This window comes from Bradyrhizobium sp. BRP22 (genome assembly GCF_020194175.1).
Taxonomy (GTDB): Bacteria; Pseudomonadota; Alphaproteobacteria; order Rhizobiales; family Xanthobacteraceae; genus Bradyrhizobium.
The window spans coordinates 132,733-155,705 of the sequence record NZ_JADYVX010000014.1 but is presented as its reverse complement, the minus strand read 5'-3'; the positions used below and the strand labels follow the sequence as shown (position 1 = coordinate 155,705).

Below are 22,973 nucleotides of genomic sequence, written 5' to 3'. Positions count from 1 at the left end.
TACGGGGAGAGGGTGGGGTGAGGGGCTCTATCCGCACATGCGGTCAGAGATGAGCTCGCGGAGACTCCCCTCACCCGAATTCGAGGTGCGCTCGAATTCGACCTCTCCCCGCACGCGGGGCGGCGCGCAACAGCGTTTAAGTCACCGCCCGACGATCTCGGGCACTTTCCCCGCCGGCGGCGTATTGCGGCTGCGCTGGGTGCGGACGATGCCATCGATGATGGTCATGCCGACACCGGGCAGGTCGCCGAGCTGCACGCTCTCCAAAATGTTCTTGCCCGGTGAATGCTGCGCCTTGTCCATCAGCACAAAATCGGCCGCGCGGCCGACTTCGATCAGCCCGCAATCCAGCTCTCGCATCCGCGCGGTGTTGCCGGTGGCGAGGCAGAACGCGAGCTCGGCCGGCAGTTCGCCGAGCGAGGACAGCATCGAGACCATGCGCAGGATCCCGAGCGGCTGCACGCCGGAGCCGGCCGGCGCATCGGTGCCGAGGATGACGCGGTGAAGGTCGCCCATCTCGCGCGCGGTGCGCAGCGTGTACAGCGCTGACCGCTCATTGCCGTTGTGAACCAGTTCGAGGCCGCGCTTGCAGCCTTCGCAGATGCAGCGGATCTGGTCGTCGGGCAGGGCGGTGTGGCCGCCATTGATGTGGCCGACCACGTCGGTGTCGGCTTCCAGCACGACATCCTTGTCGATCAGGCCCGAGCCCGGGATTGAGGGACCGCCGGTGTGGATCGTGCTCTGGATGCCGTATTTGCGAGCCCAGCCGACCATCTTCCGCGCGGTCGGGCCATCCTTGACGCCGCCGAGGCCGACTTCGCCGAGCAGCTTGACGCCGGCGGCGGCCATTTCCTTGAAATCCTCTTCCACCATTTCGCATTCGATCACCGGCGCGCCGGCGTGAACCTTCACGCCGCCGGGCCGGAGCGTCCAGAACGCGCGCTGCGCAAAGATCGCCATCGCCTTCAAGCCCACCACGTCGCGTGGGCGGCCCGGCATGTGCACCTCGCCCGCGGAGATCATGGTGGTGACGCCGCCGTGCAGATAGCTGTCGATCCAGTTGATCTGGCTCTGCCGCGGGGTCCAGTCGCCGGCGACGGGATGGACGTGGCTGTCGATCAGCCCGGGCGCCACCGTCGTGCCATTGGCATCGACGATGGTGGTGGCGCCTTCGCTGTCGACGTCCTTGGCGCGACCAATACCCGTGATCCTGCCGTTCTCGGCCACGATGGTGTCCGCATCGAGGATCGGCTGTTCCAGTGCGCCCGACAGCAACAGCCCGATATTGCGGATTACCAGCTTGCTCGGTCCGGTCGCCTGGGGTGCATCGTGGGCCATGCTTCGTCCTTTTTCGCTCAATGCCTTTGCCGCCGATTGTGCCCGCGGCCTGACGCTTCGATCAAGTCGGATTGTTTATTAGTATACAAATGATATTGGTTGAAAAGGCCTTTTACCGAGCGTACGGCGGTTCGTGCGTCACCTCCGTCATTGCGAGCGGGCCGAAGCGATCCATGCCCCCACCTGCGGCGTCCGCCTTCGCGGAGACGACAGCGGAGAGCTGTTCGAAATTTGAATCAGAACCTCTCCTCCCGTCGTCCCGGCCTTGAGCCGGAACCCATAGCCACAGGAAGATGTTATGGCGCGAGCAATCGGTTACAGCGAAGCACGTCACAACCTTCTGTGGCTATGGGTCCCGGCTTTCGCAGGGAACGACAGCGGTACGAGATTGTAGCTCAGAGAGCGAGGAGCAAACGCCGAAGCAATAACAACGCCAGAGCTTAACCCGCCGCATCAAGCGCCAGCATGCGGCCGTCTGCGCGCGTTGCATTCTCCACCGCGTTGCGCCGGCTCACGATGTGATCCGCCACGAACTCCGTGTCGCGACCGATGCCGACAAACCGGCCCGAGCCCCAGGTGTAAAGCCAGGGCAATCCGATCACATAGGCACCATCGACCGAGGTGATGCCGCGCGTGTGCGTGGGGTAGCCCGCGCCGTCGAACATAGGCAAATCCACCCACGACCAGTCCGAACGAAAGCCGGTGGTCCAGATGATGCTGGTGATGCCGGCCGCCACAAGATCGAGTTCCGTGGGAATAACGGCCGGCGACCACACCGGTACGTAGTGCGGCGTCAGCGGCGCATCGATCGCGTTTCTCGTGATGTGATCGTCGATCAGGCTGCAGATGCCGTTGTAGACCCGGTCGGCATTGTCGAGATTGGTCTGCAGATCGTCGCCGAGCCGCAACATGGTCCCGCGCGCGTCACTCAAGCGCCCATAGAGCTTCATGCCTTCGAGCGCAAACTTGCGCAGGTCGATGTCGCGGCCGCCGTCGCGGCCGGTGAGATAGTGGTTGGCGTTCTTGCGAACCTTTTCCCGCAGCGGATGCTGATCCACCGGCAGGTCGTACTGGCCGAGATCATCAAGCCAATCGACGGCGTCGCGGCCGCGGTAGAAGCGAGGGCAGCGCGGCGCACTGCCGACCGCGAGATGAACCTTGCGGCCGGCGAGATGCAGGTCCTCGGCGATCTGGCAGCCGGACTGACCACTGCCGACGACGAACACCTCGCCCGGCGGCAACTGGTCAGGATTGCGATAGGCGGAAGAATGGATCTGGGTGATGGCCGGATCCAGCCGCTCCGCAAACTCGGGAATCCTCGGGACGTGATAGCCGCTGACCGCGAGCACGACGCTATCCGCGGTGATCTCGCCCGCGGTGGTCTCGAGCAGGAATTTGCCACCTGCCTGCTTCAGCCTGACGACCGCAACGCCTTCGCGGAGCGGAGCTTTGATGTACTTCGCATAGTCCTCGATATAGCCGACGATCTCATCCCGGAGCATGAAGCCATGCGGATCGTTGCCGGCATAGGGAAAGCCGGGGAGCTGGCACTGCCAGTTCGGCGTCACCAGGCAGAACGCGTCCCAGCGCTGCGTCTTCCAGGAATGGGCGATGCTGTTCTTTTCCAGCACCACATGGTCGATATCGCGCCGGCTGAGCTGCGCGCTCATCGCAAGGCCGGCCTGTCCGCCGCCGATCACGACGACCGGGTAGTAAGAGTCGAGATCAGACATCATGAGCTCCTGTTATTCTTCGAACGAAACGATGGTGACGGAGGCCCCCGGCGCGGCGTTGAACCGACTGGCCGTTTCCTCGATCCGGGCGAGCTGGCCGAGCGCACGCGTGCAGAAAAAGCCGTATTTCTCGCGGACGCGCTCGGCTGCGATCGTCAGCGCGATGCGGCTGCGCTCACGGAAATCGGCGAGCGGGTAGGTCGCGCCGACGGCGAGATGGTCCTTGATTACCAGTGAAGGCGAATAGCAGACTTCGATGCTCTCATCCGGCCAGCGCACATGGAAACGCATTTCAGGCATAGTGCACCTCGCTCATGCTCTGGTAGATGGGAAGGTGCGCCTCCGCGGTGCGACTCCAATCGTGACGTTTGGCGATCATGCGTCCGTTCGCGGCGAGACGGGAGCGAAGCGGTTCGCACAGCGCGCTGATGATGGCATTGGCGATCGAGCCCGCATGATGCGGATCGCACCAGGCGACATCATCATCACCGAGATATTCGGTGAAGGGCGGGATGTGCGAGACGACGACAGGGACACCGCTCGCCATCGCTTCGAGCACGACGAGCCCAAAGCCTTCGCGCAGCGACGGAAACACGAGTGCGTCCGCAAGCCGGTAGAGCGATGGCATCTCGGCGTCAACGAGCGGCCCGGTCTCGATCACCGCACCTGCCGGCAGACCGGCATCCTGCAGTCGCAACCGGAACTGCTGCTGATAGGTACCATGGTCAAGCAGCGAAGCGCCGCCGGCGATCACGAGCTGTGCGGAGCGGCGGACGGCATGCACCTGGCAGAGCGCATCGAGAATGGCATGGGTGTTCTTGCGCTGCTCGATGCCGCCGATCGAAAGCAGCACCGGTCCCTCGCGAAGGCCGAGACGGTCGCGCAGCGCGCTGTCGGCGGCAGTGGCGATTGGCGAATAGCTGGCGGTGTCGACGCCGTTGCCGACCAGTGTCGACGTCCAGGCCAGTTCGATCCTCAGTCGCTCCTGCCACATCCGGCTGACGACGAAGAGCTGATCGGCGAGAACGATCGAGCGCTGATCGAGCTCGCGCAACCGCGCATCGCTGAAATCGTCGACATGATGGACGGTACGGACGTAACCCTGGATCAGCCCGCGCTGCTTCAGCGTCGCCAGCGCATTGCCGGAGATGCCGTCCTGGGCATGGTAGACGTCGAACTGCCGATGCGCCGGATTTTCGAAATGCCGCACGTAGTCCGCGATGCGTGTTTCCACCATCGACGTGACGTCGCCTGAAATAGCCGACGCCGGAACCGAGATGGTCGGCGCGAGACTGGAACGGAAGAAGCCTTTGCCGGTGCGATCGGGCGCGTGCACGACGGCGACATGGCCGAGCCTCGTCAGGGCGTCCGCGAGCTCGAGCGCGTGCACCACGCCGCCGCGCGGATTGGTCGAGTGGGTCAGGATCGCGATGCGGAGCTTTGGCGATGAAGCGATCATGCGACGCTCCGCTGAATGGGAGGCCGGGCAGGGCCGCAGCCGATCAAGGGCTGCTGCGCGAAGTCCCACACCGTGGCGCGCTCGGAGCCGGCGCGAATGTCCACCGTGGTCCCGGCCGTGACGTCGCCAACGGAAGCCGCGGCGATGCTGCGCTGGCGGAAACGGGCGAGCGTTTCGTCGAGATGTTCCGGCTTGACCGACAAGAGATAGCCGAAGCTCGGAAACGTCTGCAGCCAGCGTTCGAGCGGAACGCCGTCCGGAATCGGGATCGCTTCGAGATCGAGCGCAAGCGCCACCTGCGAACATTCAGCGAGCATCGCAGCGGTGCCGACGATGCCGCCCTGGCTGATATCCTTGGCGGCGCATGCAAGCCCGGACTCGGCGAGCGACGGCAGGATCTCGATATCGCCGCGCAGCCGTTCCGGTGGCGCATCGGTTGCGGCCTCCCAGTTCGCGAACGGCTCGCGGTATCGGCCGCGCAGATCGATCGCTGCAATGAGCCTGTCGCCTGGCTTTGCATCGAAGCTCGTCAGCAGCCGTCTGGCACGGCCGAGGATCGCAACCGCGAACTGGCTCTGGCTGCTGCGGACATTGGTGTGGCCGCCGATGACGGGCACGCCGAATGCCTTCGCCGCCGCCTTCAAGCCGGCGAGGATCGGCGACGCATTATCCGCGCCGTCGGACCAGATCGCGTTGACGATTGCAGTGGGCCGCCCGCCCATCGCCGCGACATCGGAGATGTTGACCATCGCACCGCACCAGCCGGCAAACCAGGGATCGGCGGCGACGAATTCGTTCATGAAGCCTTCGATGGCAAACAGGAGATACCCATCACCATCCGCGATCGCCGCGCAGTCGTCGCCCACCGGGATTGCCTGATCGCCCGACAGCTCGAGCGCGGCGGCCACCGCCGCGATGTCGGCCTTGGCGGCGATGCCGCGGCTCTGCCGCAGCCGTTCCGCAAGCTGATCGATGGAGATACCGGAGAGCATGATCAGGCTGCCAGTTTGGCCAGCGAGAGGAAGCCAATCTCGGGGGTGCCGAATGGCGGATAGTGATCGAGGTCGGCTTCCATCCGGTGATGCGGTCGGCCATGCAGCTCGAACTCGCCGAGCGAGCGCCAATGCATGTGCTGGAACAGCAGCGCATTCTGGCTCTGCACATTGGCCAGAAAACGTCGGCAGCCGCGCGCGTGCGCCGACGACACCGCAAGCCGGATCAGACCGGCACCGACCGCGCTCAGCCGCCGATAGCTCTTCGCGACCGCCAGCCGCGATCCCCACCAGATATCGGGCTCGGTCTCGTCAGGATGGATGCGTACCGTGCCGACGACCTCGTCCTCAACGACGCCGAGCAGAGACACCGCCACCAGCGGAACGGCGAAGTTGTCGATTTCATCGCGATCGTCATCGACAAAGACGTTCTGCTCCTCGCAGAACACCTTGCGACGCAGCGCAGCCGCCGCAGCTTTCTCCCAGGCTTCGGTCGCGAACTTCACCTGGAATTCCGGCGCAATGAACGGCTTGAAGGACTCGAAGATCATGCGGTGGCCCTCCGCTCATAGGTCGACAGCGCCGAGCAGGCGCCGCATTTGCCGCAGCCCGCCTTGATGTCGGAAGCGCGCAAGCCTCCGGCCTGCAGCATGTCCGCCAGCGGATGCAGGATCTCGTGCATGAACGAAGGAGGTGGTGTCGGATGACTCTCCAGCGGAGTGCCGGCGATCGGCACGAAGGGAACGACGAAAGGATAGACACCGATGTCGATCAGGCGCTGCGAGGTGGCGAGAATCTCCGCCGGACTGTCGCCGAGGCCGGCGAGGATATAAGTCGAGACCTGGCCGCGGCCGAACACGGGTACGGCCGCCGCGAAGGCTTCAAAATAGTCGTCGATGGACACCTGGGCCTTGCCCGGCATGATCCTCTGACGCACGTCGGCGCCGATGACTTCCAGGTGCATGCCGAGCGCATCGACGCCGGCATCCTTCATGCGGCCGAACCAGGCGAAATCATCCGGCGGTTCGCATTGCGCCTGGATCGGCAGCTCGACGGCGGCTTTGACGGCCGCGGCGCTCTCGGCGAGGATCGCGGCGCCGCGATCGGGCGTGCGCGGCGTGCCTGTGGTCATCACCATGTGGCGCACGCCGTCGAGCTCGACAGCGGCCTTGGCGACCTCAGCAAGCTGCGCCGGCGTCTTGCGTTCGACCGTGCGTCCCGCCGCGAGCGACTGGCCGATCGCGCAGAACTGGCAGGTCTTGGTGCGGCTCTGGTAGCGGATGCAGGTCTGCAGCACCGTGGTGGCGAGCACGTCACGCCCATGCAGCGTCGCGATCTTGGAATAGGGAGTGCCGTCGGCGGTACTGAGCTCATAGAACTTCGGCCGCAGCGGGAAAGAGACGTCGGCCAGCACGATGCCGTCCCGCGAGATGCGGCTGCGGCCGGCAGCATCGGGGCGTTCGACGAGATAGGGGCTTTCAAAGGCCGGCGCGTTATGGACCGGCACCATCACGGTAGAGCCGTCGATGGTGAACGGCGTGTGGTCGGACGGGCCGGCCCCGCCACGGCGGCTGATGCCGCCGTTCCGGGGATCAGCGAGGCGTACTCCGAAGGACTGCAACTCGTTGATCAGCTGCTCGGTCGGCATCGCCTTGGGGGGCTCGTGCGGCATCTGCTGTGTCATCGGAGACATCTCCCGGATTGGGCATGAGGCGATTGGGGTGAAGGCCGTGCATCGGGCGCGCCGGCTGGTCGTTGAGCACGAGCGACAGCAACTCGGGGCGGGCATAATGGCCGACCGAGTCCATCATCCGCTTGCGCTTGGTGATCAGCGCCATGTCGAGGTCGGCGACGAGGATTCCTTCGCCGCTGGTGAGCGGCGGAACGAGGTGATTGCCTTCCGGCGAAACGATCGCGGTCATGCAGCCGCCGCGCAGACCGTTGCGCAGGCCTTCGTCCGGCGAGATCTTCGCGATCTGCTCCTCGGAGAGCCATCCGGTGGCGTTGACGACGAAGCATCCGCTTTCGAGCGCGTGGTGGCGGATCGTCACCTCGATCTGGTCGGCGAAGATCTGTCCGACCAGCGATCCTGGAAATTGCGCCGCGTGAATCTCCTCATGCTGCGCCATCAGCGCGTAGCGGGCGAGGGGATTGTAGTGCTCCCAGCAGGCGAGCGCGCCGATGCGGCCGACTGCGGTATCGACCACCTTCAATCCGGCGCCGTCGCCCTGGCCCCAGATCATGCGCTCGTGGAAGGTCGGCGTGATCTTGCGGCGCTTCAGCGCAATCGCACCGGTCGCGTCGAACACCAGTTGCGCATTATAGAGCGAGCCGTGATCGCGCTCGTTGACGCCGAGCACAATGACCATGGTATGGCGCTTGGCGGCTTGCGCGATCGCATCGGTCGCGGGCCCCGGCACCACGACGGCGTTGTCGTAGAGCTGGATATGCTCGGCGCCGCTCAGCACCGGCGGGCGGACGAAGGAGAAGTACGGATACCAGGGAACCAGCGTCTCCGGAAACACGGCGAACTGGACGCCCTTGCCGGCTGCCTCCGCGATGGAAGCCAGGATCCGATCGACGGTTCCACCCGGCGTCTCCAGATCGGGCGCAATCTGGATCGCCGCAGCCTTGACGATGCGCTTCGCTGTCACGGTTTCCTCCGTCGTCCGCTCGCTCGGCTGCGGTCAGAGCGTCCAGGTGTGGAGCATGAAGGCGTTGTCGTTGCGGTGGATCAGGATCAGATCCAGCACATCGAGCGGATTGATCGGCCGGATGCCGGGGATCAGCGACGGCTCGCCATGGCCATACAGCGCCTGCAGCGCGAAGCGGCAGGCGTAGACGTTGCCGCCCTCGTCCATGAATTTTGCGAGCTGGTTGTTGAAGTTCTGGGCACCCGGGAATGCTTCGTCGCCGATCTTCGGGAAGCCGCGCTGGACGCCGAGCGTGACACCAGGACCGTAGAGCAGGATCGAGGTGTCAAAGCCCTTACGCTTTAGCCGGAGCGCCTGAAGGATATTCACGAGACCGATCGAGCCTTCGAACGCGACGGTGTGGAACGTCACCAGCGCCTTTTCGCCGGGCTTGGCTTTGACGTCCTCGAAAACCTTCTCCTCATAATCGACAAGAAAATCGCCTTTCTGTCGTGCGGGCGTCGTTACTGCGGGCATTTGCACCTCCTGCTCTCGTCCGGCCTCCCGGATCGAATTCAGGATTTGCAATCAATGTGCCAAGTCCCTGTTTGCGCGACAAATCATCAGAACAGTCAATTTGCAGTCAAATATCCTGTCAATATTGACTGGAAACCTGACGGGGCTGCTGGATTCTTTTGCTGAGTTCAGAAAAAGCTGCCTCAAGACGCTGTGCAGCGCGCTCTATTGTTATGCAGTCGTCCATCGTTATGCACCGCACCAAGAACGACAGCATCTCGAACCCAATTGCGAGACTCCACGCAACAATATACGGTCAATTCTGATTTCACCTGGCTAGACTCAACGAATGACCGACTGGCGACCAGACCTCTCCAACAGTGACAAGCCGCGCTATCTCGCAATTGCCGATGCCATCGCCGATGATATCGCCGCCGGAAAACTTGTCATCGGCGACCGATTGCCGCCGCAGCGCAAACTGGCCAAGCGCCTCGACATCGACTTCACGACGGTGGCGCGCGGCTATGTCGAGGCGCAGAAGCGCGGGCTGATCGAATCCAAGGTCGGGCAGGGAACTTTCGTGCGCGACAAGCCGCGGCCGCGCCGTTCGGCGCAGGCCTTTCCGCCGCGGCCGGTCGACCTCTCGATGAACCTGCCGCCCGAGCCCGATAATCCCGACTTGATCGCGCGGATGCAGGCGGGGGCGGACTACATCATGCGCGATGTCGTCTCGCTGTTGCGCTATCAGGGATTCGGCGGCACCCAGGCCGACAAGGATGCGGCGTCGAGCTGGCTCGGCCGGCGCGCGCTGGTGCCGGCGCAGAGCCGCATCTTCGTGTCGCCCGGCGCGCACCCGGCGCTGCTCGGAATTCTCTCCATCCTCGCGAAGCCGGGCGAGGTCGTGCTGTGCGAAGCCATTACCTATCCCGGCATACGCGCAATCGCCGCCCAACTCGGCATCACCCTGGTCGGTTTGCCGATGGATGATGAAGGTGTCGAGCTGCAAGCGCTGACCGACGCCTGCAAGAAGCTGAAGCCGAAGGCAATCTATCTCAATCCGACGCTGCAGAATCCGACGACGCTGACAATTCCCGATCCGCGACGGCGCGAGATCGTCGCGATCGCGCGGCGCTACAAGCTGCCAATCGTCGAGGACGATGCCTATGGCTTCATCCCCGAACATGGTCACGGCCACGCGCCGTTTGCCGCGATTGCTCCCGATCTCACCTGGCATGTCGCGGGCCTTGCGAAATGCATCGGCGCCGGATTGCGCGCGGCCTACGTCGTGGTGCCCGATACGCGATCGGCCTGGCCGTTCGCCTCCGCGCTTCGTGCCGCGACGGTGATGGCCTCGCCGCTCACTGTGTCGCTGGTGACGCGCTGGATCGAGGATGGTACCGCGGACACGATGTTGCGGTTCATCCGCTCCGAGACGTCGGCGCGGCAGAAATTGGCGGCGGAGATATTGCCGAAGGGCTCCTATCGTGGGGATCTGCTCAGCTTCAACATCTGGGTCCCACTGCCCGCGCCGTGGACGCGGTCGGGATTCGTCGAGCACATGCGGTCCACCGGCATCGGCGTGGTCGCAAGCGATGCATTCGTCGTCAACGGACCGCCGCCCGAGGCGGTAAGGATATGTCTCGGCGGTCCCGTCAATCGGCCGCAGATCAGGAGCGCGCTGGAGTACACCGCACACGCGCTCGCCGAAAGTCCGGCTCTGGCATCGTCATTTCTCTGACGTCGTCGAGATCAACGCGAGGGGCGGCGGTCACAATCGAATGAACAGATCGGCCTTCTGCGCATAGCTCGATCAAGAGTCGAATCGCGCGATTTTCGACGCGGCCTCATCTGTGAGCGAAAAAGTCCACGCCAGCTCACCGGATCTTGAGCGTCGTGACCGGCGTCATCACCGAATGTTGGCTGATCGTAGCAGTTAGTTGATGCCAAACAGGTCGATCAGACATCCAATCGGCACCGTCAGAACCTAAATCGTTTTTTAGTTGAGAATGGGATGTTCGACCGCCACTTGAATGGCGTCGGCGACACGACGTTTTTGGGCTTGTTCGGGCGAACCACCCACTAGGTATTCGGAAACGGAAGAGGTCGGGCCGCGGTCGCTCCGCGCAGCGGCAGGTTTTGCTTGGAGGCATGTATGACTGTGCTCTCACGTTCTTTCGTTCGCAAACGCGTGATCTCACTCGCGACGACGGCCACTGTGGCGGCGACATCGATCGTGTTGGCGCAGAATCCCACCAGAGCCTACCACCTTCGCGGCGTCATGCCGGTCCAATATGTAGCCGACCGTCCCGATTACGCCGACGAGCAGCCCTTCCTTTCGGAAAACGATGCCGCCATGAACAAGATGATGGCGGATATGACGATCAAGCCGACCGGTGATGTCGACCGCGACTTCGTCGCGATGATGGTCCCACACCATCAAGGCGCGATCGATATGGCAAAGGCTGTTCTTCGCTACGGCCATAACGAACAGCTTCGCCGTCGCGCCCAGGAAATTGCCGTCAGCCAGCAGCAGGAGATCGCGGCGATGCGGCTTGCGGTTGGAGAGGACTTGCCGCCGTCGGTTGCGGCGCCGACACAGGCGGGTAGTCCGGCGCCACAGCCGGATGCGATGCCTGCCATGCAATCACCGGACGCGATGTCTCACCACTCCATGCACATGCAATAGGGGACGGAAACCATGAGGACATCGGCTCTCGCGCTACTCGCCGGCGCACGCCTTGGCGGAGCGACCGCGGCCTGGGCGGGGCAGGCTCCCAGGTGCAATTGAAATAGGCGCGCTGCCGGTTGCGTGAGGACCAGCAGGGCGGCGCGGTTAAGGATCGACTATGGGTATCGTTCGCTTCGCTCTGCGGTTTCCACATACGTTCTACGTGGTTGCCGCGCTGATCCTATTTCTGGGAGCCGTCGCCAGCTACAAGATGCCGACGGACATTTTTCCGGAAATCAACATTCCGGTGGTGACGGTGATCTGGAGCTACACCGGGCTCAGCACGCCCGAGATGGAGCAGCGCGTCACCACCTACAGCCAATATTCGATCAGCTCAAACGTCAACGGCATCAGGAACATCGAAGCCCAGACGATGGCGGGCCTGTCGGTGCAGAAGATCTATTTCCAGCCTGACGTCAATCTCGACCTTGCCATCGCCCAGATCGTCTCCGCGACCAATTCGATCCGCGCGCTGATGCCGGCGGGAATCCAGCCGCCGGTGGTCGTGCAGTTCAATGCCTCGAGCGTTCCGGTGCTGCAGATCAGCCTGAGCTCCGACACGCTCAATGAGCAGCAGCTCTACGACTACGGCATTTACCGCATCCGCCAGCAACTGGCGCCAATCCCCGGCATCACGCTGCCGACGCCGGCCGGCGGCAAGTACCGCCAGATCATGGTCGACATCGATCCGGAAAAGCTGCTCGCCAAGGGACTGACGCCGCTCGATGTGGTGAATGCCGTCAACACCCAGAACCTGACATTGCCGGCGGGTACCGCGAAGTTCGGCCGAACGCAGTATGCCATCCGCACCAATGCGACGCCGCCGAGCATCGATGACCTCAACAACATTCCAATCAAGGTGGTGAACGGCGCAACCGTATTCGTCAAGGATGTCGGGCAGGTGCATGACGGCTGGCTGGTGCAGCAGAACGTCGTGCGGCAGAACGGCCGGCGCTCGGTCCTGCTGAGCATCATCAAGAATGGCAATGCGTCCACGCTCTCGGTCGTCAACGCTGTGCATCAGGCATTGCAGACGGCGCGTGCCGCAGCGCCTCCGGGTATGCAGATCAATGAACTGTTCGATCAGTCGGTGTTCGTGAAGGAGTCGGTCACGGGCGTGCTGCGCGAGGGCGCGATCGCCGCGGCGCTCACGGCGCTGATGATCCTGCTGTTCCTGGGGTCATGGCGCTCCACGGTCGTGGTCATGATCTCGATCCCGCTCTCGATCCTGGCTTCTCTGATCGTGCTTTATTTCCTCGGCGAAACCTTGAACACGATGACGCTCGGCGGGCTGGCGCTCGCGGTCGGCATTCTCGTCGACGACTCGACGGTCACGATCGAGAACACTCATCGGCTGCTTACGGAAGAGGGGATGCCGCTGCCGCAGGCGACGCTGCACGGCGCCGCCGGCATTGCCGTGCCGACCCTGGTGTCGACGCTCGCGATCAGCTGCGTGTTCACCTCTGTGGTGTTCCTGGACGGGCCGGCAAAATACCTGTTCACACCGCTCGGGCTTGCGGTCGTGTTCGCGATGCTGGCTTCCTACGGCCTTTCTCGAACGCTCACGCCGATCGTGATCGGCCTTCTGCTCAAGGGCGAACATCACGGTGCACCGGGAGCGGCGGCGGTCGGCCTGTTCGCCCGCTTCCACGCCGCGTTCGAACGCGGCTTTGAGACCATGCGCCATGCCTATTCGCGCTGGCTCGCCGAACTCTTGAAGCATCGCTTCATCATCCCGATCGGCATGGGGCTCATATTGCTGCTGGGCGGCGTGATGTTTCCGATGGTCGGCCGCGACTTTTTCCCGGCGATCGACGGTGGACAGATCCAGCTTCACGTCCGCGCGCCAGCCGGGACCAGGATCGAGGCGACGGAACGTATCTTTCAGCAGGTCGAGAACAAAATACGCGAAATCATTCCGACCGATCAGCGCGAGCTGATCGTCGACAATATCGGACTGCCGGCTCGTCCGTATAATCTCGCCTTCAGCGACGGCTCGACCATCGGGGTCAACGACGGTGTGGTCCTTGTGGCACTCAAGGAAGGCCACGCGCCGACCGCGAACTATGTGCGCAAGCTGCGCGAGGAGCTGCCCAAGGCTTTCCCGGAGGACACATTCTACTTCCAGGCGGCGGATATCGTGACGCAGATCCTCAATTTCGGACTGCCGGCGCAGATCGACGTCCGCACCGTCGGCTACGACAAGGACAACAATTTGCGCGTCGCGCAGGAACTGCGGCAGCGCATCGCCGATATCCCAGGCGTGGTGGATGCGCATCTGCAGCAGGAAGTAAACGCGCCCGCATTCTATGCCGATATCGACCGTAGCCGCGCGGCCCAGCTCGGCCTGAACGCCAACACGATCGCCACCAATCTCAACGTCAGCCTGAGCTCGTCCGAGCAGGTGCAGCCGAATTTCTGGACCGATCCCACATCCGGCATTCCGTATTATTTTGCGGTGCAGACGCCCGAGAGCAGGATTACGTCCGTCAGCGACCTCGGCAACACGCCGGTTTCGACATCCCTGGCATCACTGACCGACACGCCTGTGCCCGGACTGCTCAGCAACGTCGCCACCTTCAGGCGCGGCAGTGTGCCGACCAACGCCAATCAGGCCAATATTCAGCCGGTTTACGAGATCTATGCCAGCACGCAAGGCCGTGACCTCGGCGGCGTCGCGAGCCAGATCAGCCATATCGTCGCCGACCTGCAGAAGCAGCTCAAGCCGGGTAATTCGATCCAGGTGATCGGTCAGATCGACAGCATGAACAGCTCGTTCATCAATCTCGGCATCGGCCTGCTGTTTGCCGCGGTCTTTGTCTACATGCTGATGGTGGTGAACTATCAGAATTTCGGCGATCCGTTTGTCGTCATCCTGGCCCTGCCCGCGACGCTCTGCGGCATCCTGACCATGCTGTTCGTCACCGGCACGACACTGAATGTGCCGTCGCTGATGGGAGCGATCATGGCGGTCGGCGTGGCATCGGCCAACTCGATCCTGCTGGTGACTTTCGCCCGCGAGCAGCAGCTTGCCGGCAAGACCGCCTTCGAGGCCGCGATCGAGGCCGGGCATACCAGGATCCGGCCGGTGCTGATGACCGCGGCGGCAATGATCGTGGGCATGATCCCGATGGCGATCGGAGCCGCCGGCGAGGAGCAGAATGCGGCGCTTGCGCGCGCTGTGATCGGCGGATTGCTGTTTGCGACGCCGACCACGTTGCTGGTGGTGCCCTATCTGTTTGCCATGCTGCGCAAGGGCAATGACGGCAAGAAACATCACGGGGTGTTCGACGAGGTGCTGGAATGAATTTCAATCGCCCTTTGAAGATCGAGCCGACGCCCGAGGTGGATCGTGAGCGCGATCCAGCGCCGGTGCGGCATGGCCGTTCAAGGCGGTGGATTGGCCGGACTGCGGGCGTGGCCCTGGGGCTGATCGGAACGGGCGCGCTGGCGTCCGGAGCCTGGAGCCACTACGCACAGTATCGCCAGACCATGGCGACCGCCGAGCAGCGCCACGATTTCGTCCCGGATGTTCGTGTGGCTACCGTCGAGCCTAGCAGCGGGATCGACGTCGTGAACCTGCCGGCAACCACCTCGGCTTTTGCCGCTGCCAACATCTTCGCGCGCGCCAGCGGCTATATCGCCAGGCGCGAGGTTGATATCGGCGATCATGTCAAGGAAGGGCAATTGCTGGCGGAGATTGTCGCGCCGGAGCTCGACCATCAGATCGCGCAGGCCGACGCAACGCTCGGGCAGTTGAAATCGGCGCTGCAGCAGGCGCAGGCCAACCGGGAACTGGCCCAGGTGACCTGGGACCGCGACAAGCCGTTGGTCGAGAAGGGCTGGCTCACCGCGCAGCAGGGAACGATCGACACCCAGACCCTGAAGGCGCAGGAAGCCGCGGTTTCGGTCGCGCAGGCCAATGTCGTCGCCGAGCAAGCGCAGTTGCAGGTGTTGCATCAGCAGAAGATCTATCAGCACGTCGTTGCACCGTTTGACGGCGTGATCACCCAGCGCAATATCGATGTCGGCAGCCTGGTGCAGGCGGATGCGACCAGCGGCACGTTCATGTTCACGATCATGCAGAGCGGCGTCATCCGCACCCAGGTGTTTGTGCCGCAGGATGCGGCGTTCGGGGTCCGCCCGGGAATCGATGCCATCGTGCACGTTCCGGAACTGCCCGACCGGACCTTTCCCGGCAAGGTGACGCGGATCGCCGATGCTCTGCAGCCGGGTTCGCGAACGCTGTTGACCGAGATCGATATCCCGAACCCGGACGGCACACTCACGCCCGGCATTTACTGCACGATCGAGCTGCGTATTCCACGCAAGACACCAAGCTTCAAAGTGTCTGCGGATGCGATCATCTTCAATCAAGGCGGCCTGCAGGTCGCCGTGGTCGAGAACGGGGTGGTCCACCTGCGCAAGGTCAACGTCGTGCGTGACCTCGGCCAGCAGGTGGAGATCAACAGCGGCGTCAAGGCGGGCGACAAGGTGATCCTCAATCCGCCGGTCGATCTCGCCGATGGCAGCCGCGTGGCCCTCAGGACGCAGGCTGTTTCCTGATATCTCCCGCCGATTCGGCTGGATCGGCCGCAAAATCCCTCCATAAAATGCAATTTAATGGCGTGGTTCCGCCGCCCGGCCTATCTTGGTTGAAGAGCGGCCCCACCGCGCTTGCCCCCGAGGCGGTGACCAGACGGCCGTTGAGCGGATGGCGCACGCTCTGACCTGATGACATGCAGGCTGGCGACGCCGTCCGGCTCCTTCGGACCGGGCGGCAGTTGGGCCGTCGGCATGGTGGTTGTCGAGAACGGATGATGACAAAAGTGCTCTTGATCGAGGATGACGGCGAGACCGCCGAGGAGATCACGGCCGAACTCGCCGAACGCGGCTTTGAGGTCGAATGGTCGGCCAATGGTCGGGATGGTCTCGACAAGGCGCGCAACCTGCGGCCTGACGCGATGATCGTCGATCGCCTGTTGCCTGGAATGGACGGGCTCAGTGTGATCGAGACCCTGCGGAAGGAGCAGGTTCGCACGCCGGTGCTGGTGCTGAGTGCGCTCGGCGCGGTGGACGACCGCGTGCGAGGCTTGCGCATGGGCGGCGATGATTATCTCACCAAGCCTTTCGCCGTCGTGGAACTGATCGCCCGGATCGAGGCGCTGCTGCGCCGGCCGGTCGAATCGCGCGAAACGCTGCTGCGCGTGGGGCAGCTCGAACTCGACCTGATCGAACGCACCGCCAGGCGCGGCGACCGGGTGATCGATCTCTTGCCGCGAGAATTTCGCCTGCTCGAATACATGATGCGACGCAGCGACCAACTGCTGACGCGCGCCATGCTGCTGGAGGAGGTCTGGAACTACAAATTCGTCCCGGCGACAAATCTGGTTGACGTGCATATGGGCCGCTTGCGCCACAAGGTGGACGGGCCGGGCGAAACTCCGATGATCCAGAATGTCCGTGGTGCCGGCTTCATCCTTCGTGCGGCCTCCTGAGACATTGCGCGGGATTCGATCGATGGCCGTTGACGTCATTCAGGAACATCTGAAATCGATGGGCCAGTGGCAATTCGTTCACTCGAATAGTTTTCGCTGGGCGCTCGCGGTGGCCGGCGTCCTCGCGGTCTTCATGATCGCGTTGTTTGGCTTCATCTACGTGAAGATCGACAACTACCTGATCGACCGGACCGACCGCATGCTCGCCCGTCAGATCTCGTTCATGACGACGCTGCCGATGGAGCGCCAGCTGAATGCGATCGAAGATCATTTGCGGCAGGATTCAAGGGCCGTTCAATTTGCAGGGCTGTTCGGCTCGGACGGGCAGAGGCTCGCCGGCAACATGGAGCGTCTTCCGGTCGGTCTCAGGATCGACGGTCCGGCGCAGAGCGTCGCGGCGGCAAGGTTAGACCAGCCGAGTCACGATCACTCAGTTCGTGCCATTGGCAAGCGCATGCCCGGCGGCAACGTCCTGGTGATTGCGCGCAATGTCGATGAGACCAAGGAGATCTCGCATGTCGTTGGAGAGGCCCTCGCGTTCGGACTGTTGCCGGCATTCATCATCTGTCTTCTGGCCGGCGCCTGGCTGAGCGTCCGGGCGCAGCGGCAGGTCGAGGAGGTCAACCAGCGCGTCCAGCGCATTGTCGCTGGCGATCTGCGCGAACGGCTGCCATATCGCGACGGCGGCGAACCGTTCTCAAGGCTCGCCGTCATCGTCAATGGCATGCTCGATGAGATGGAAACGATGATCAACGCGCTCGCCGGCGTCGGCAACGATATCGCCCACGATCTCAGAACGCCGCTGACGCGCGCGAGACTCACGCTCGAGCGTGGCCGCACCCATGCAACGTCGCTGGAGCAGCTTCAGGCGGTCGCGGACAAGGCGATCGCCGGGATCGATCAGTCGCTCACGATCATCACTGCGCTGCTACGGCTTGCCGAGATCGAGAACAGCCGGCGGTCGGCCGGCTTCGGCATCGTGCCGCTGCATGAGATGTTGCGGGAGGTCTGCGACATCTACGAGCCGATTGCCGAGAACAAGAATATCGCGCTGAATGTCCACGCCGAGCATCTGCTCAATGTACGCGGCGACCGGGACCTTCTGATCGAGGCGGTCACCAATCTCGTCGACAACGCCATCAAGTTCACGCCGGAGGGCGGCAAGGTCGATATCGAACTGCTGCGGAGCGGGAATCAAACAGTGATCCGCGTTGTCGATACCGGCGGCGGGATCACGGAAGAGGAGCGCGACGCGGTGCTGCGGCGGTTCTATCGGTCCGACAAGATGCGCAACACGCCGGGCGTCGGCCTGGGCCTCAACCTGGTGGCTGCGATCGTCAAGCTGCACGGCTTCCGGCTGACGATCCATCCTGGCCCGGGCTGCCGCGTCGAGATCGCCTGTCTGGATCCCGAAGCGTAACATTGCGCAAATCGGTGAGAGCCGGTGGCCTGGCTGTGCGACTTGCGCGTGGCCTGCTTTTTCTCCGATATTGAGCGTATCGTTTGAAGGAGCAGGCCATGAGCACAGCGATACATCCCTATCGGATCTCGGTCGATGACGATGTGCTCGAGGATCTCAAATCGAGGTTGCGCCGGACGCGCTGGCCTGAGGCCGAGCTGGTCGAAGACTGGAGTCAGGGCGCGCCGCTGAATTGGATCCAGGAGGTCTGCCGCTATTGGGCCGACGAATATGACTGGCGCAGCCGCGAAGCGCGCCTCAATCGCTTTGCTCAGTTCACGACCGAGATCGATGGGCTTGGCATCCATTTCCTGCATGTTCGCTCGCCGCATGCGAACGCATTGCCGCTGATCGTCACTCATGGTTGGCCGGGATCGATCGTCGAGTTCCACAAGGTGATCGAACCGCTTACCGACCCGACACCCCACGGTGGCCGCGCGGCCGATGCCTTTCACGTGGTCTGTCCGTCATTGCCGGGGTTCGGCTTTTCCGCCAAGCCGCGCACAACCGGCTGGGGCATCGATCGCATCGCCTCGGCCTGGGCTGTGCTGATGGAGCGCCTTGGCTACGCGCGATATGGCGCGCAAGGTGGTGACTGGGGCTCGGCGATCACAACCGCGCTGGGCGCGCAAGACGCCGCGCATTGTGCCGGCATTCACATCACGCTCGCGATGGCGACGCGACCCGATGTGGAGGGACAGCCGACACCGGAAGAGGCGCGGGCGCTGAACGGCATCAAATATTACGCCGACTGGGATTCCGGCTATTCCAAGCAGCAGTCGACCCGGCCGCAGACGCTCGGCTATGGGCTCACGGATTCACCCAGCGGCCAGGCCGCGTGGATCCTGGAGAAGTTCTGGGCCTGGACCGATTGCGACGGGCATCCCGAGAACATCCTGTCGCGCGACGAACTGCTCGACAATGTCATGCTGTATTGGGTGCCCGCCACCGCGGCATCCTCGGCGCGACTCTATTGGGAAAGCTTTGGACCGAAACGGCGAACCGCGCACAAGGTCACCGTGCCGACGGGGGTCACCGTCTTTCCGAAGGAGATCGTCACGCCGGTCCGAAAGTGGATGGAGGCGAACTACACCAATATCCGCCATTGGAGCGAGATGCCAAAGGGCGGTCACTTCGCCGCCTTTGAGCAGCCTGAATTGTTCGTGCGCGAAGTGCGCGAGTTCTTCCGTCCGTTGCGCGAGCAATCGAGCGAGCCATGACCGAAGGACGCTATCGGTGCTGCCGCGAACTGATCGGCTTCTGTTTGCGACAAGCGAACCGGGCCTATCGCGAGCAGGATGGCAACGTCTTGATGGCCTCTTCCGCCTCGGCCCGGCTCTTGTAGACCGTGTCGCTGGCGACGGTGATGTTCGGCGTGTCCGTCTTGGGCGTCTTGTCGACGACCGAGCAATTCTTGGTCAGCGAATTCAACACGACATAAAACGCCGGACCCGTTCTCGTGCTCTGGGCGAGGACAGGGGCGAGGCAGACAGCTGCAAGCGACGCAGCCAAGCCGAGACAAAGCAGATAGCGTTTCATCATGACCTCCCTCGGTTCGAGAGAAGTTAGCGCGCGAAAAGGAGATCGGTTCCGGATCGGGGGCGGCGGACCTTACCGCAAAAATTGATGGGCCCCGGTGCATTGGAGCATCGCGGGGCCCTGCATCTTCGTTTTAGCGAAGGATTCTGGTAGACACCAGGATGACTCTGGATCGACAAGCGCGTGGCCTTTGCGCTCCAATCCGGTGGATATGTTCAGATTGTCGACGGCGCAACGCGGCTAGCAGCTGCTGTTCACCTCGTATGCGCCGAGACCTTGCCGCTGAGCAAGGTCACTGGACTGGCCCGGTGGCGTCATGCTCCTCTCCAAGAGTGACCCGACGGACATCTGTCCGTATCCTCTGCCTGCCGTCCGACCACATGATCAGTCGGCAACTCCTGCAAGGCGGGGAGCCAAGGCTCCAGCACCCCAACAGGTGCATCGATAAAATGCTGCGGCAGATATTGGTGACTGTCAAGCGAAGTCGTGGTTCCCCAATGGTGAGGGAACCATCGCGCTTCAGATCACCTCTTGTGCCGGCTGCCAAGCGCCGTCGCGACGGAGGTCGGATCCTTGATGCGCTCGATCAGCATGTCGATGCGGTCGCCGCCCCAGAACAGCTCGTCGTTGAACACCATTGTCGGAACGCCGAACACGCCAAGCGCTTCCGCTTCCTCGATGATCCGATCATGTTCCGCGCGCGCCGGCCCATGAACATATTCCTCGAAAGCTTTCGGCGAGCCGCCGATCGAGGCGATCACGCCAGCGATATCAGATAGTTCGTCGATCTCCAGATCATGGTTCCAAAAGCGGCGAAAAACCGTGTCGTGATAGGGCCGGAACAGGCCGTGGCGTTGGGAGAACAGCATGCCTGCGCTGGAATAGAACGCGTCGTAGATCCGTCGCGGTCCCTTCATTGTCAGGCCCTGCGCGTTGGCGAAACGCCGTGCGTCCATATAGGCGTAACGCACCTTGCGCCAGAAATGCGGGGTGCGCTCTTCCACCGTCCCCATGAATTCCGCGACCCGCAGCGTATAGGGCAGCCACTCCAGCTCGACGCCATACTGCTCTTCCAGCTCGAACAGGCGTTTGTTGGCGACGAAGGCGTAAGGGCTTTTGTAATCGGTGTAGATGCGTACGTGCGGCCTTTCCATCCCGGGTCCTTCGCTATTTTGTCTGCCGATACTGGCTCAGATCGGGATCATGGGTCATCGCCCAATAGTCGACGAAACGCCAGGGCATGGCGGAGAACACGCGGCCCTGGCTGTTGCGGTAATAGGTCGTCATGCCTGGATGGGTCCAGATCAACTGCTCATGTTCGGCATCGACCTTGCGGACATATTGATCGTGCGCGTCCTGGCTGACATCGATGGCGGCGATGCCTTTCTCGATCATCTCGACCAGGCAAGCCGAGATGTACCGGCTCTGGCACTCCGACTGGAAAATCACGCTGCCGCCATGCGCAGGTCCCGAGTTCGGACCCAGCATCAGGAACAGATTTGGGAAGCTTGGCACGGTCAAGCCGAGATAGGCCGTGGGGTTATCGTTGGTCCAGACGTCGCGCAGATTTTTGCTGTCGCGCCCGGTGATGTTGAGTCGCGCCGCCATCTCCGAAACCCTGAAGCCGGTGGAGATGACGATGACATCGTGCGCGCGCTGCTTGCCATCCGCCGTGACGATGCCGTCGCGCGCAAAATGATCGATCGGATCGGTGACCAGCTCGACATTCGGCTTGGTCAGCGTCTTGAACCAGTTGTTGTCGAGCAGGATGCGCTTGCCATAGGGCGGATAGGTCGGCACGCATTTCTCGATCAGGTCGGGACGACCCTTGAGCTCCGACAGGATGAAGTCGGTCAGCTCCTGCCGGTGCCGATCGTTGCCCTTGTTAACGGCGCGCGCCGGATGCGGCCAATTCGGATCCTTGCGCAGGAACGGCAGCAGGCCATCGCCATAGCGCCAGAACATGTTGAAGCGGTACCACTGCACATAGAAGGGCAGGTGTGCGAGCAGCCATTGCGCGCCCTCGGTGATCGGGTCGGAGTAACCCTTGACCGGCCGCGCCCATTGCGCTGTGCGCTGATAGACTGTCACTGACGATACGCGATTGGCGATGGCAGGCACGAGCTGCATCGCGGTCGCGCCGGTGCCGATCACGGCGACGCGCTTGCCGTCGAGCTTGATATCATCGGACCACAGCGCCGAGTGCACGGCGAGGCCCTTGAAGTCTTCCTCGCCCTTGAAGTGAGCCGGGTCGGGGTCATTGAGCTGGCCGATGGCGCTGACGAGGGCCGTCGATTCGAACGTCTCTTCTCCGCGTTCGGTCTTGAGCGTGGAAATCCAGCGCCGCCTGGCCTCGTCCCAGCGTGACGAGGTCAGCTCGGTGTTGAGCCGGACATGGCGGCGGATGCCGTGTTCGCGCACCACCTTCAAGAGATAGTCGAGCAGTTCCTGGCGCGGCGCGAAATAACGCGTCCACTGATTTCGCTCGCCGAAAGAGAACGAGTAGGAGTGGTTCGGCGTGTCGACGCCGCAGCCGGGATAGCGGTTGACGTACCAGGTGCCGCCGATCTCGTCCTCTTTCTCGACGATGGTGTAGGGAATGCCGAGCCGGTCCAGGGCAACGCCGAGCGCGATCGCGCAGACGCCGGCGCCGACGATCAGGACGTGCTGCTCGGCGAGCTTCTCGTCCGACGGACGTTTGGTCCAGCGTGCATCGCGCGGGATGAAACCCATTTCCTCGCGCATCAGCGGCGCATATTCGGGCGCGACGTTCTCGCCGAGCGTCGCGCTCATCATCTTCAGCATCAGCTCGTTGCCGGGATCGGTAATGACGGGCTTGGGCTCTCCGTTCTCGTAGAGCCTCACGACCGCGGCGCGGATTTCGTCCTGGATCTCTTTCGGCACGCCGGCGTCAGGATCGGGGATCAGGCGCACGTCGCGCTTGGGCTTGTATGGTGGTTCCAGCCAGCGCTGATCGCCGGTCATGTGAACCAGCACCATCAGCAGCACACGGATATCGCCTTCGGCGATCGCGGAAGCGAGGTCGAGTTTCTTGCGCGGCATTTCGATGTTCATGCT

19 protein-coding genes are annotated in these 22,973 nt (G+C 63.0%); 7 read left to right on the top strand and 12 right to left on the bottom strand.

Features of this window, described 5'->3' with window-relative positions:
- Window positions 1-141 precede the first annotated feature (141 nt).
- The 9 genes from I6F35_RS19410 to I6F35_RS19370 form a co-directional block, all read right to left on the bottom strand.
- On the bottom strand, window positions 142-1,338 hold the full coding sequence (locus I6F35_RS19410; protein WP_225119270.1) for an amidohydrolase family protein: 1,197 nt from the start codon (window positions 1,336-1,338) through the stop codon (window positions 142-144).
- A gap of 440 nt (window positions 1,339-1,778) precedes the next feature.
- Window positions 1,779-3,071 carry an MSMEG_0569 family flavin-dependent oxidoreductase gene (locus tag I6F35_RS19405; protein WP_225119269.1) on the bottom strand — a complete coding sequence of 431 codons (1,293 nt, stop codon included), beginning with the start codon at window positions 3,069-3,071 and terminating at the stop codon, window positions 1,779-1,781.
- Between the two features lie 12 nt (window positions 3,072-3,083).
- Complete coding sequence (locus tag I6F35_RS19400; RefSeq protein ID WP_225119268.1) at window positions 3,084-3,371, bottom strand: MSMEG_0570 family nitrogen starvation response protein; 288 nt, start codon at window positions 3,369-3,371, stop codon at window positions 3,084-3,086.
- Window positions 3,364-4,530 carry an MSMEG_0565 family glycosyltransferase gene (locus tag I6F35_RS19395; protein ID WP_225119267.1) on the bottom strand — a complete coding sequence of 389 codons (1,167 nt, stop codon included), beginning with the start codon at window positions 4,528-4,530 and terminating at the stop codon, window positions 3,364-3,366. The genes I6F35_RS19400 and I6F35_RS19395 overlap by 8 nt, the downstream gene beginning before the upstream one ends.
- Complete coding sequence (locus I6F35_RS19390) at window positions 4,527-5,522, bottom strand: sll0787 family AIR synthase-like protein (protein WP_225119266.1); 996 nt, start codon at window positions 5,520-5,522, stop codon at window positions 4,527-4,529. Before I6F35_RS19390 ends, I6F35_RS19395 begins: the two co-directional genes overlap by 4 nt.
- A gap of 2 nt (window positions 5,523-5,524) precedes the next feature.
- Entirely contained in the window at window positions 5,525-6,073 is a 549-nt protein-coding gene (locus I6F35_RS19385) for an MSMEG_0567/Sll0786 family nitrogen starvation N-acetyltransferase (protein ID WP_225119265.1), read from the bottom strand.
- The gene (locus I6F35_RS19380; protein WP_225119264.1) at window positions 6,070-7,215 is read right to left on the bottom strand and encodes an MSMEG_0568 family radical SAM protein; all 1,146 of its coding nucleotides are present in this window, start codon (window positions 7,213-7,215) and stop codon (window positions 6,070-6,072) included. Before I6F35_RS19380 ends, I6F35_RS19385 begins: the two co-directional genes overlap by 4 nt.
- Window positions 7,115-8,176: a Nit6803 family nitrilase gene (locus I6F35_RS19375; RefSeq protein ID WP_225119263.1), complete on the bottom strand. Its 1,062-nt coding sequence runs from the start codon at window positions 8,174-8,176 to the stop codon at window positions 7,115-7,117. Before I6F35_RS19375 ends, I6F35_RS19380 begins: the two co-directional genes overlap by 101 nt.
- A gap of 33 nt (window positions 8,177-8,209) precedes the next feature.
- The gene (locus I6F35_RS19370) at window positions 8,210-8,692 is read right to left on the bottom strand and encodes an MSMEG_0572/Sll0783 family nitrogen starvation response protein (RefSeq protein WP_225119262.1); all 483 of its coding nucleotides are present in this window, start codon (window positions 8,690-8,692) and stop codon (window positions 8,210-8,212) included.
- 328 nt (window positions 8,693-9,020) lie between these two features.
- Here I6F35_RS19370 and I6F35_RS19365 point away from each other — a divergent pair, with 328 nt between their 5' ends.
- The 7 genes from I6F35_RS19365 (at window position 9,021) to I6F35_RS19335 (ending at window position 19,576) form a co-directional block, all read left to right on the top strand.
- Entirely contained in the window at window positions 9,021-10,409 is a 1,389-nt protein-coding gene (locus tag I6F35_RS19365) for a PLP-dependent aminotransferase family protein (RefSeq protein ID WP_225119261.1), read from the top strand.
- Between the two features lie 414 nt (window positions 10,410-10,823).
- Window positions 10,824-11,357, top strand: coding sequence for a DUF305 domain-containing protein (locus tag I6F35_RS19360; RefSeq protein ID WP_346283183.1), 534 nt, complete (start codon window positions 10,824-10,826; stop codon window positions 11,355-11,357).
- 160 nt (window positions 11,358-11,517) lie between these two features.
- A complete protein-coding gene (locus I6F35_RS19355) occupies window positions 11,518-14,706 on the top strand; it encodes an efflux RND transporter permease subunit (RefSeq protein WP_225119260.1) in 3,189 nt (1,062 codons plus the stop codon).
- Entirely contained in the window at window positions 14,703-15,965 is a 1,263-nt protein-coding gene (locus I6F35_RS19350) for an efflux RND transporter periplasmic adaptor subunit (protein WP_225119259.1), read from the top strand. Before I6F35_RS19355 ends, I6F35_RS19350 begins: the two co-directional genes overlap by 4 nt.
- Window positions 15,966-16,219: 254 nt before the next feature.
- The gene (locus I6F35_RS19345) at window positions 16,220-16,897 is read left to right on the top strand and encodes a response regulator transcription factor (protein ID WP_225119258.1); all 678 of its coding nucleotides are present in this window, start codon (window positions 16,220-16,222) and stop codon (window positions 16,895-16,897) included.
- Window positions 16,898-16,919: 22 nt separating this feature from the next.
- Window positions 16,920-18,317, top strand: a complete 1,398-nt coding sequence (locus tag I6F35_RS19340) for an ATP-binding protein (protein WP_346283182.1) — start codon at window positions 16,920-16,922, stop codon at window positions 18,315-18,317.
- A 98-nt stretch (window positions 18,318-18,415) separates the two neighbouring features.
- Complete coding sequence (locus I6F35_RS19335) at window positions 18,416-19,576, top strand: epoxide hydrolase family protein (protein ID WP_225119257.1); 1,161 nt, start codon at window positions 18,416-18,418, stop codon at window positions 19,574-19,576.
- Window positions 19,577-19,640: 64 nt separating this feature from the next.
- Here the strand turns inward: I6F35_RS19335 and I6F35_RS19330 are convergent, their stop codons facing one another.
- The 3 genes from I6F35_RS19330 to I6F35_RS19320 form a co-directional block, all read right to left on the bottom strand.
- On the bottom strand, window positions 19,641-19,895 hold the full coding sequence (locus tag I6F35_RS19330; RefSeq protein WP_225119256.1) for a hypothetical protein: 255 nt from the start codon (window positions 19,893-19,895) through the stop codon (window positions 19,641-19,643).
- A gap of 524 nt (window positions 19,896-20,419) precedes the next feature.
- On the bottom strand, window positions 20,420-21,049 hold the full coding sequence (locus I6F35_RS19325) for a DsbA family protein (RefSeq protein WP_225119255.1): 630 nt from the start codon (window positions 21,047-21,049) through the stop codon (window positions 20,420-20,422).
- A gap of 13 nt (window positions 21,050-21,062) precedes the next feature.
- On the bottom strand, window positions 21,063-22,970 hold the full coding sequence (locus I6F35_RS19320) for an NAD(P)/FAD-dependent oxidoreductase (protein ID WP_225119254.1): 1,908 nt from the start codon (window positions 22,968-22,970) through the stop codon (window positions 21,063-21,065).
- Window positions 22,971-22,973: the final 3 nt, after the last annotated feature.

Bases quoted from the DNA above. Each gene is read 5' to 3' on its own strand.
- I6F35_RS19410 (WP_225119270.1), bottom strand. From the start codon at position 1,338: ATGGCCCACGATGCACCCCAGGCGACCGGACCGAGCAAGCTGGTAATC.
- I6F35_RS19405 (WP_225119269.1), bottom strand. From the start codon at position 3,071: ATGTCTGATCTCGACTCTTACTACCCGGTCGTCGTGATCGGCGGCGGA.
- I6F35_RS19400 (WP_225119268.1), bottom strand. From the start codon at position 3,371: ATGCCTGAAATGCGTTTCCATGTGCGCTGGCCGGATGAGAGCATCGAA.
- I6F35_RS19395 (WP_225119267.1), bottom strand. From the start codon at position 4,530: ATGATCGCTTCATCGCCAAAGCTCCGCATCGCGATCCTGACCCACTCG.
- I6F35_RS19390 (WP_225119266.1), bottom strand. From the start codon at position 5,522: ATGCTCTCCGGTATCTCCATCGATCAGCTTGCGGAACGGCTGCGGCAG.
- I6F35_RS19385 (WP_225119265.1), bottom strand. From the start codon at position 6,073: ATGATCTTCGAGTCCTTCAAGCCGTTCATTGCGCCGGAATTCCAGGTG.
- I6F35_RS19380 (WP_225119264.1), bottom strand. From the start codon at position 7,215: ATGTCTCCGATGACACAGCAGATGCCGCACGAGCCCCCCAAGGCGATG.
- I6F35_RS19370 (WP_225119262.1), bottom strand. From the start codon at position 8,692: ATGCCCGCAGTAACGACGCCCGCACGACAGAAAGGCGATTTTCTTGTC.
- I6F35_RS19365 (WP_225119261.1), top strand. From the start codon at position 9,021: ATGACCGACTGGCGACCAGACCTCTCCAACAGTGACAAGCCGCGCTAT.
- I6F35_RS19360 (WP_346283183.1), top strand. From the start codon at position 10,824: ATGACTGTGCTCTCACGTTCTTTCGTTCGCAAACGCGTGATCTCACTC.
- I6F35_RS19355 (WP_225119260.1), top strand. From the start codon at position 11,518: ATGGGTATCGTTCGCTTCGCTCTGCGGTTTCCACATACGTTCTACGTG.
- I6F35_RS19350 (WP_225119259.1), top strand. From the start codon at position 14,703: ATGAATTTCAATCGCCCTTTGAAGATCGAGCCGACGCCCGAGGTGGAT.
- I6F35_RS19345 (WP_225119258.1), top strand. From the start codon at position 16,220: ATGACAAAAGTGCTCTTGATCGAGGATGACGGCGAGACCGCCGAGGAG.
- I6F35_RS19340 (WP_346283182.1), top strand. From the start codon at position 16,920: ATGGCCGTTGACGTCATTCAGGAACATCTGAAATCGATGGGCCAGTGG.
- I6F35_RS19335 (WP_225119257.1), top strand. From the start codon at position 18,416: ATGAGCACAGCGATACATCCCTATCGGATCTCGGTCGATGACGATGTG.
- I6F35_RS19330 (WP_225119256.1), bottom strand. From the start codon at position 19,895: ATGAAACGCTATCTGCTTTGTCTCGGCTTGGCTGCGTCGCTTGCAGCT.
- I6F35_RS19325 (WP_225119255.1), bottom strand. From the start codon at position 21,049: ATGGAAAGGCCGCACGTACGCATCTACACCGATTACAAAAGCCCTTAC.
- I6F35_RS19320 (WP_225119254.1), bottom strand. From the start codon at position 22,970: ATGAACATCGAAATGCCGCGCAAGAAACTCGACCTCGCTTCCGCGATC.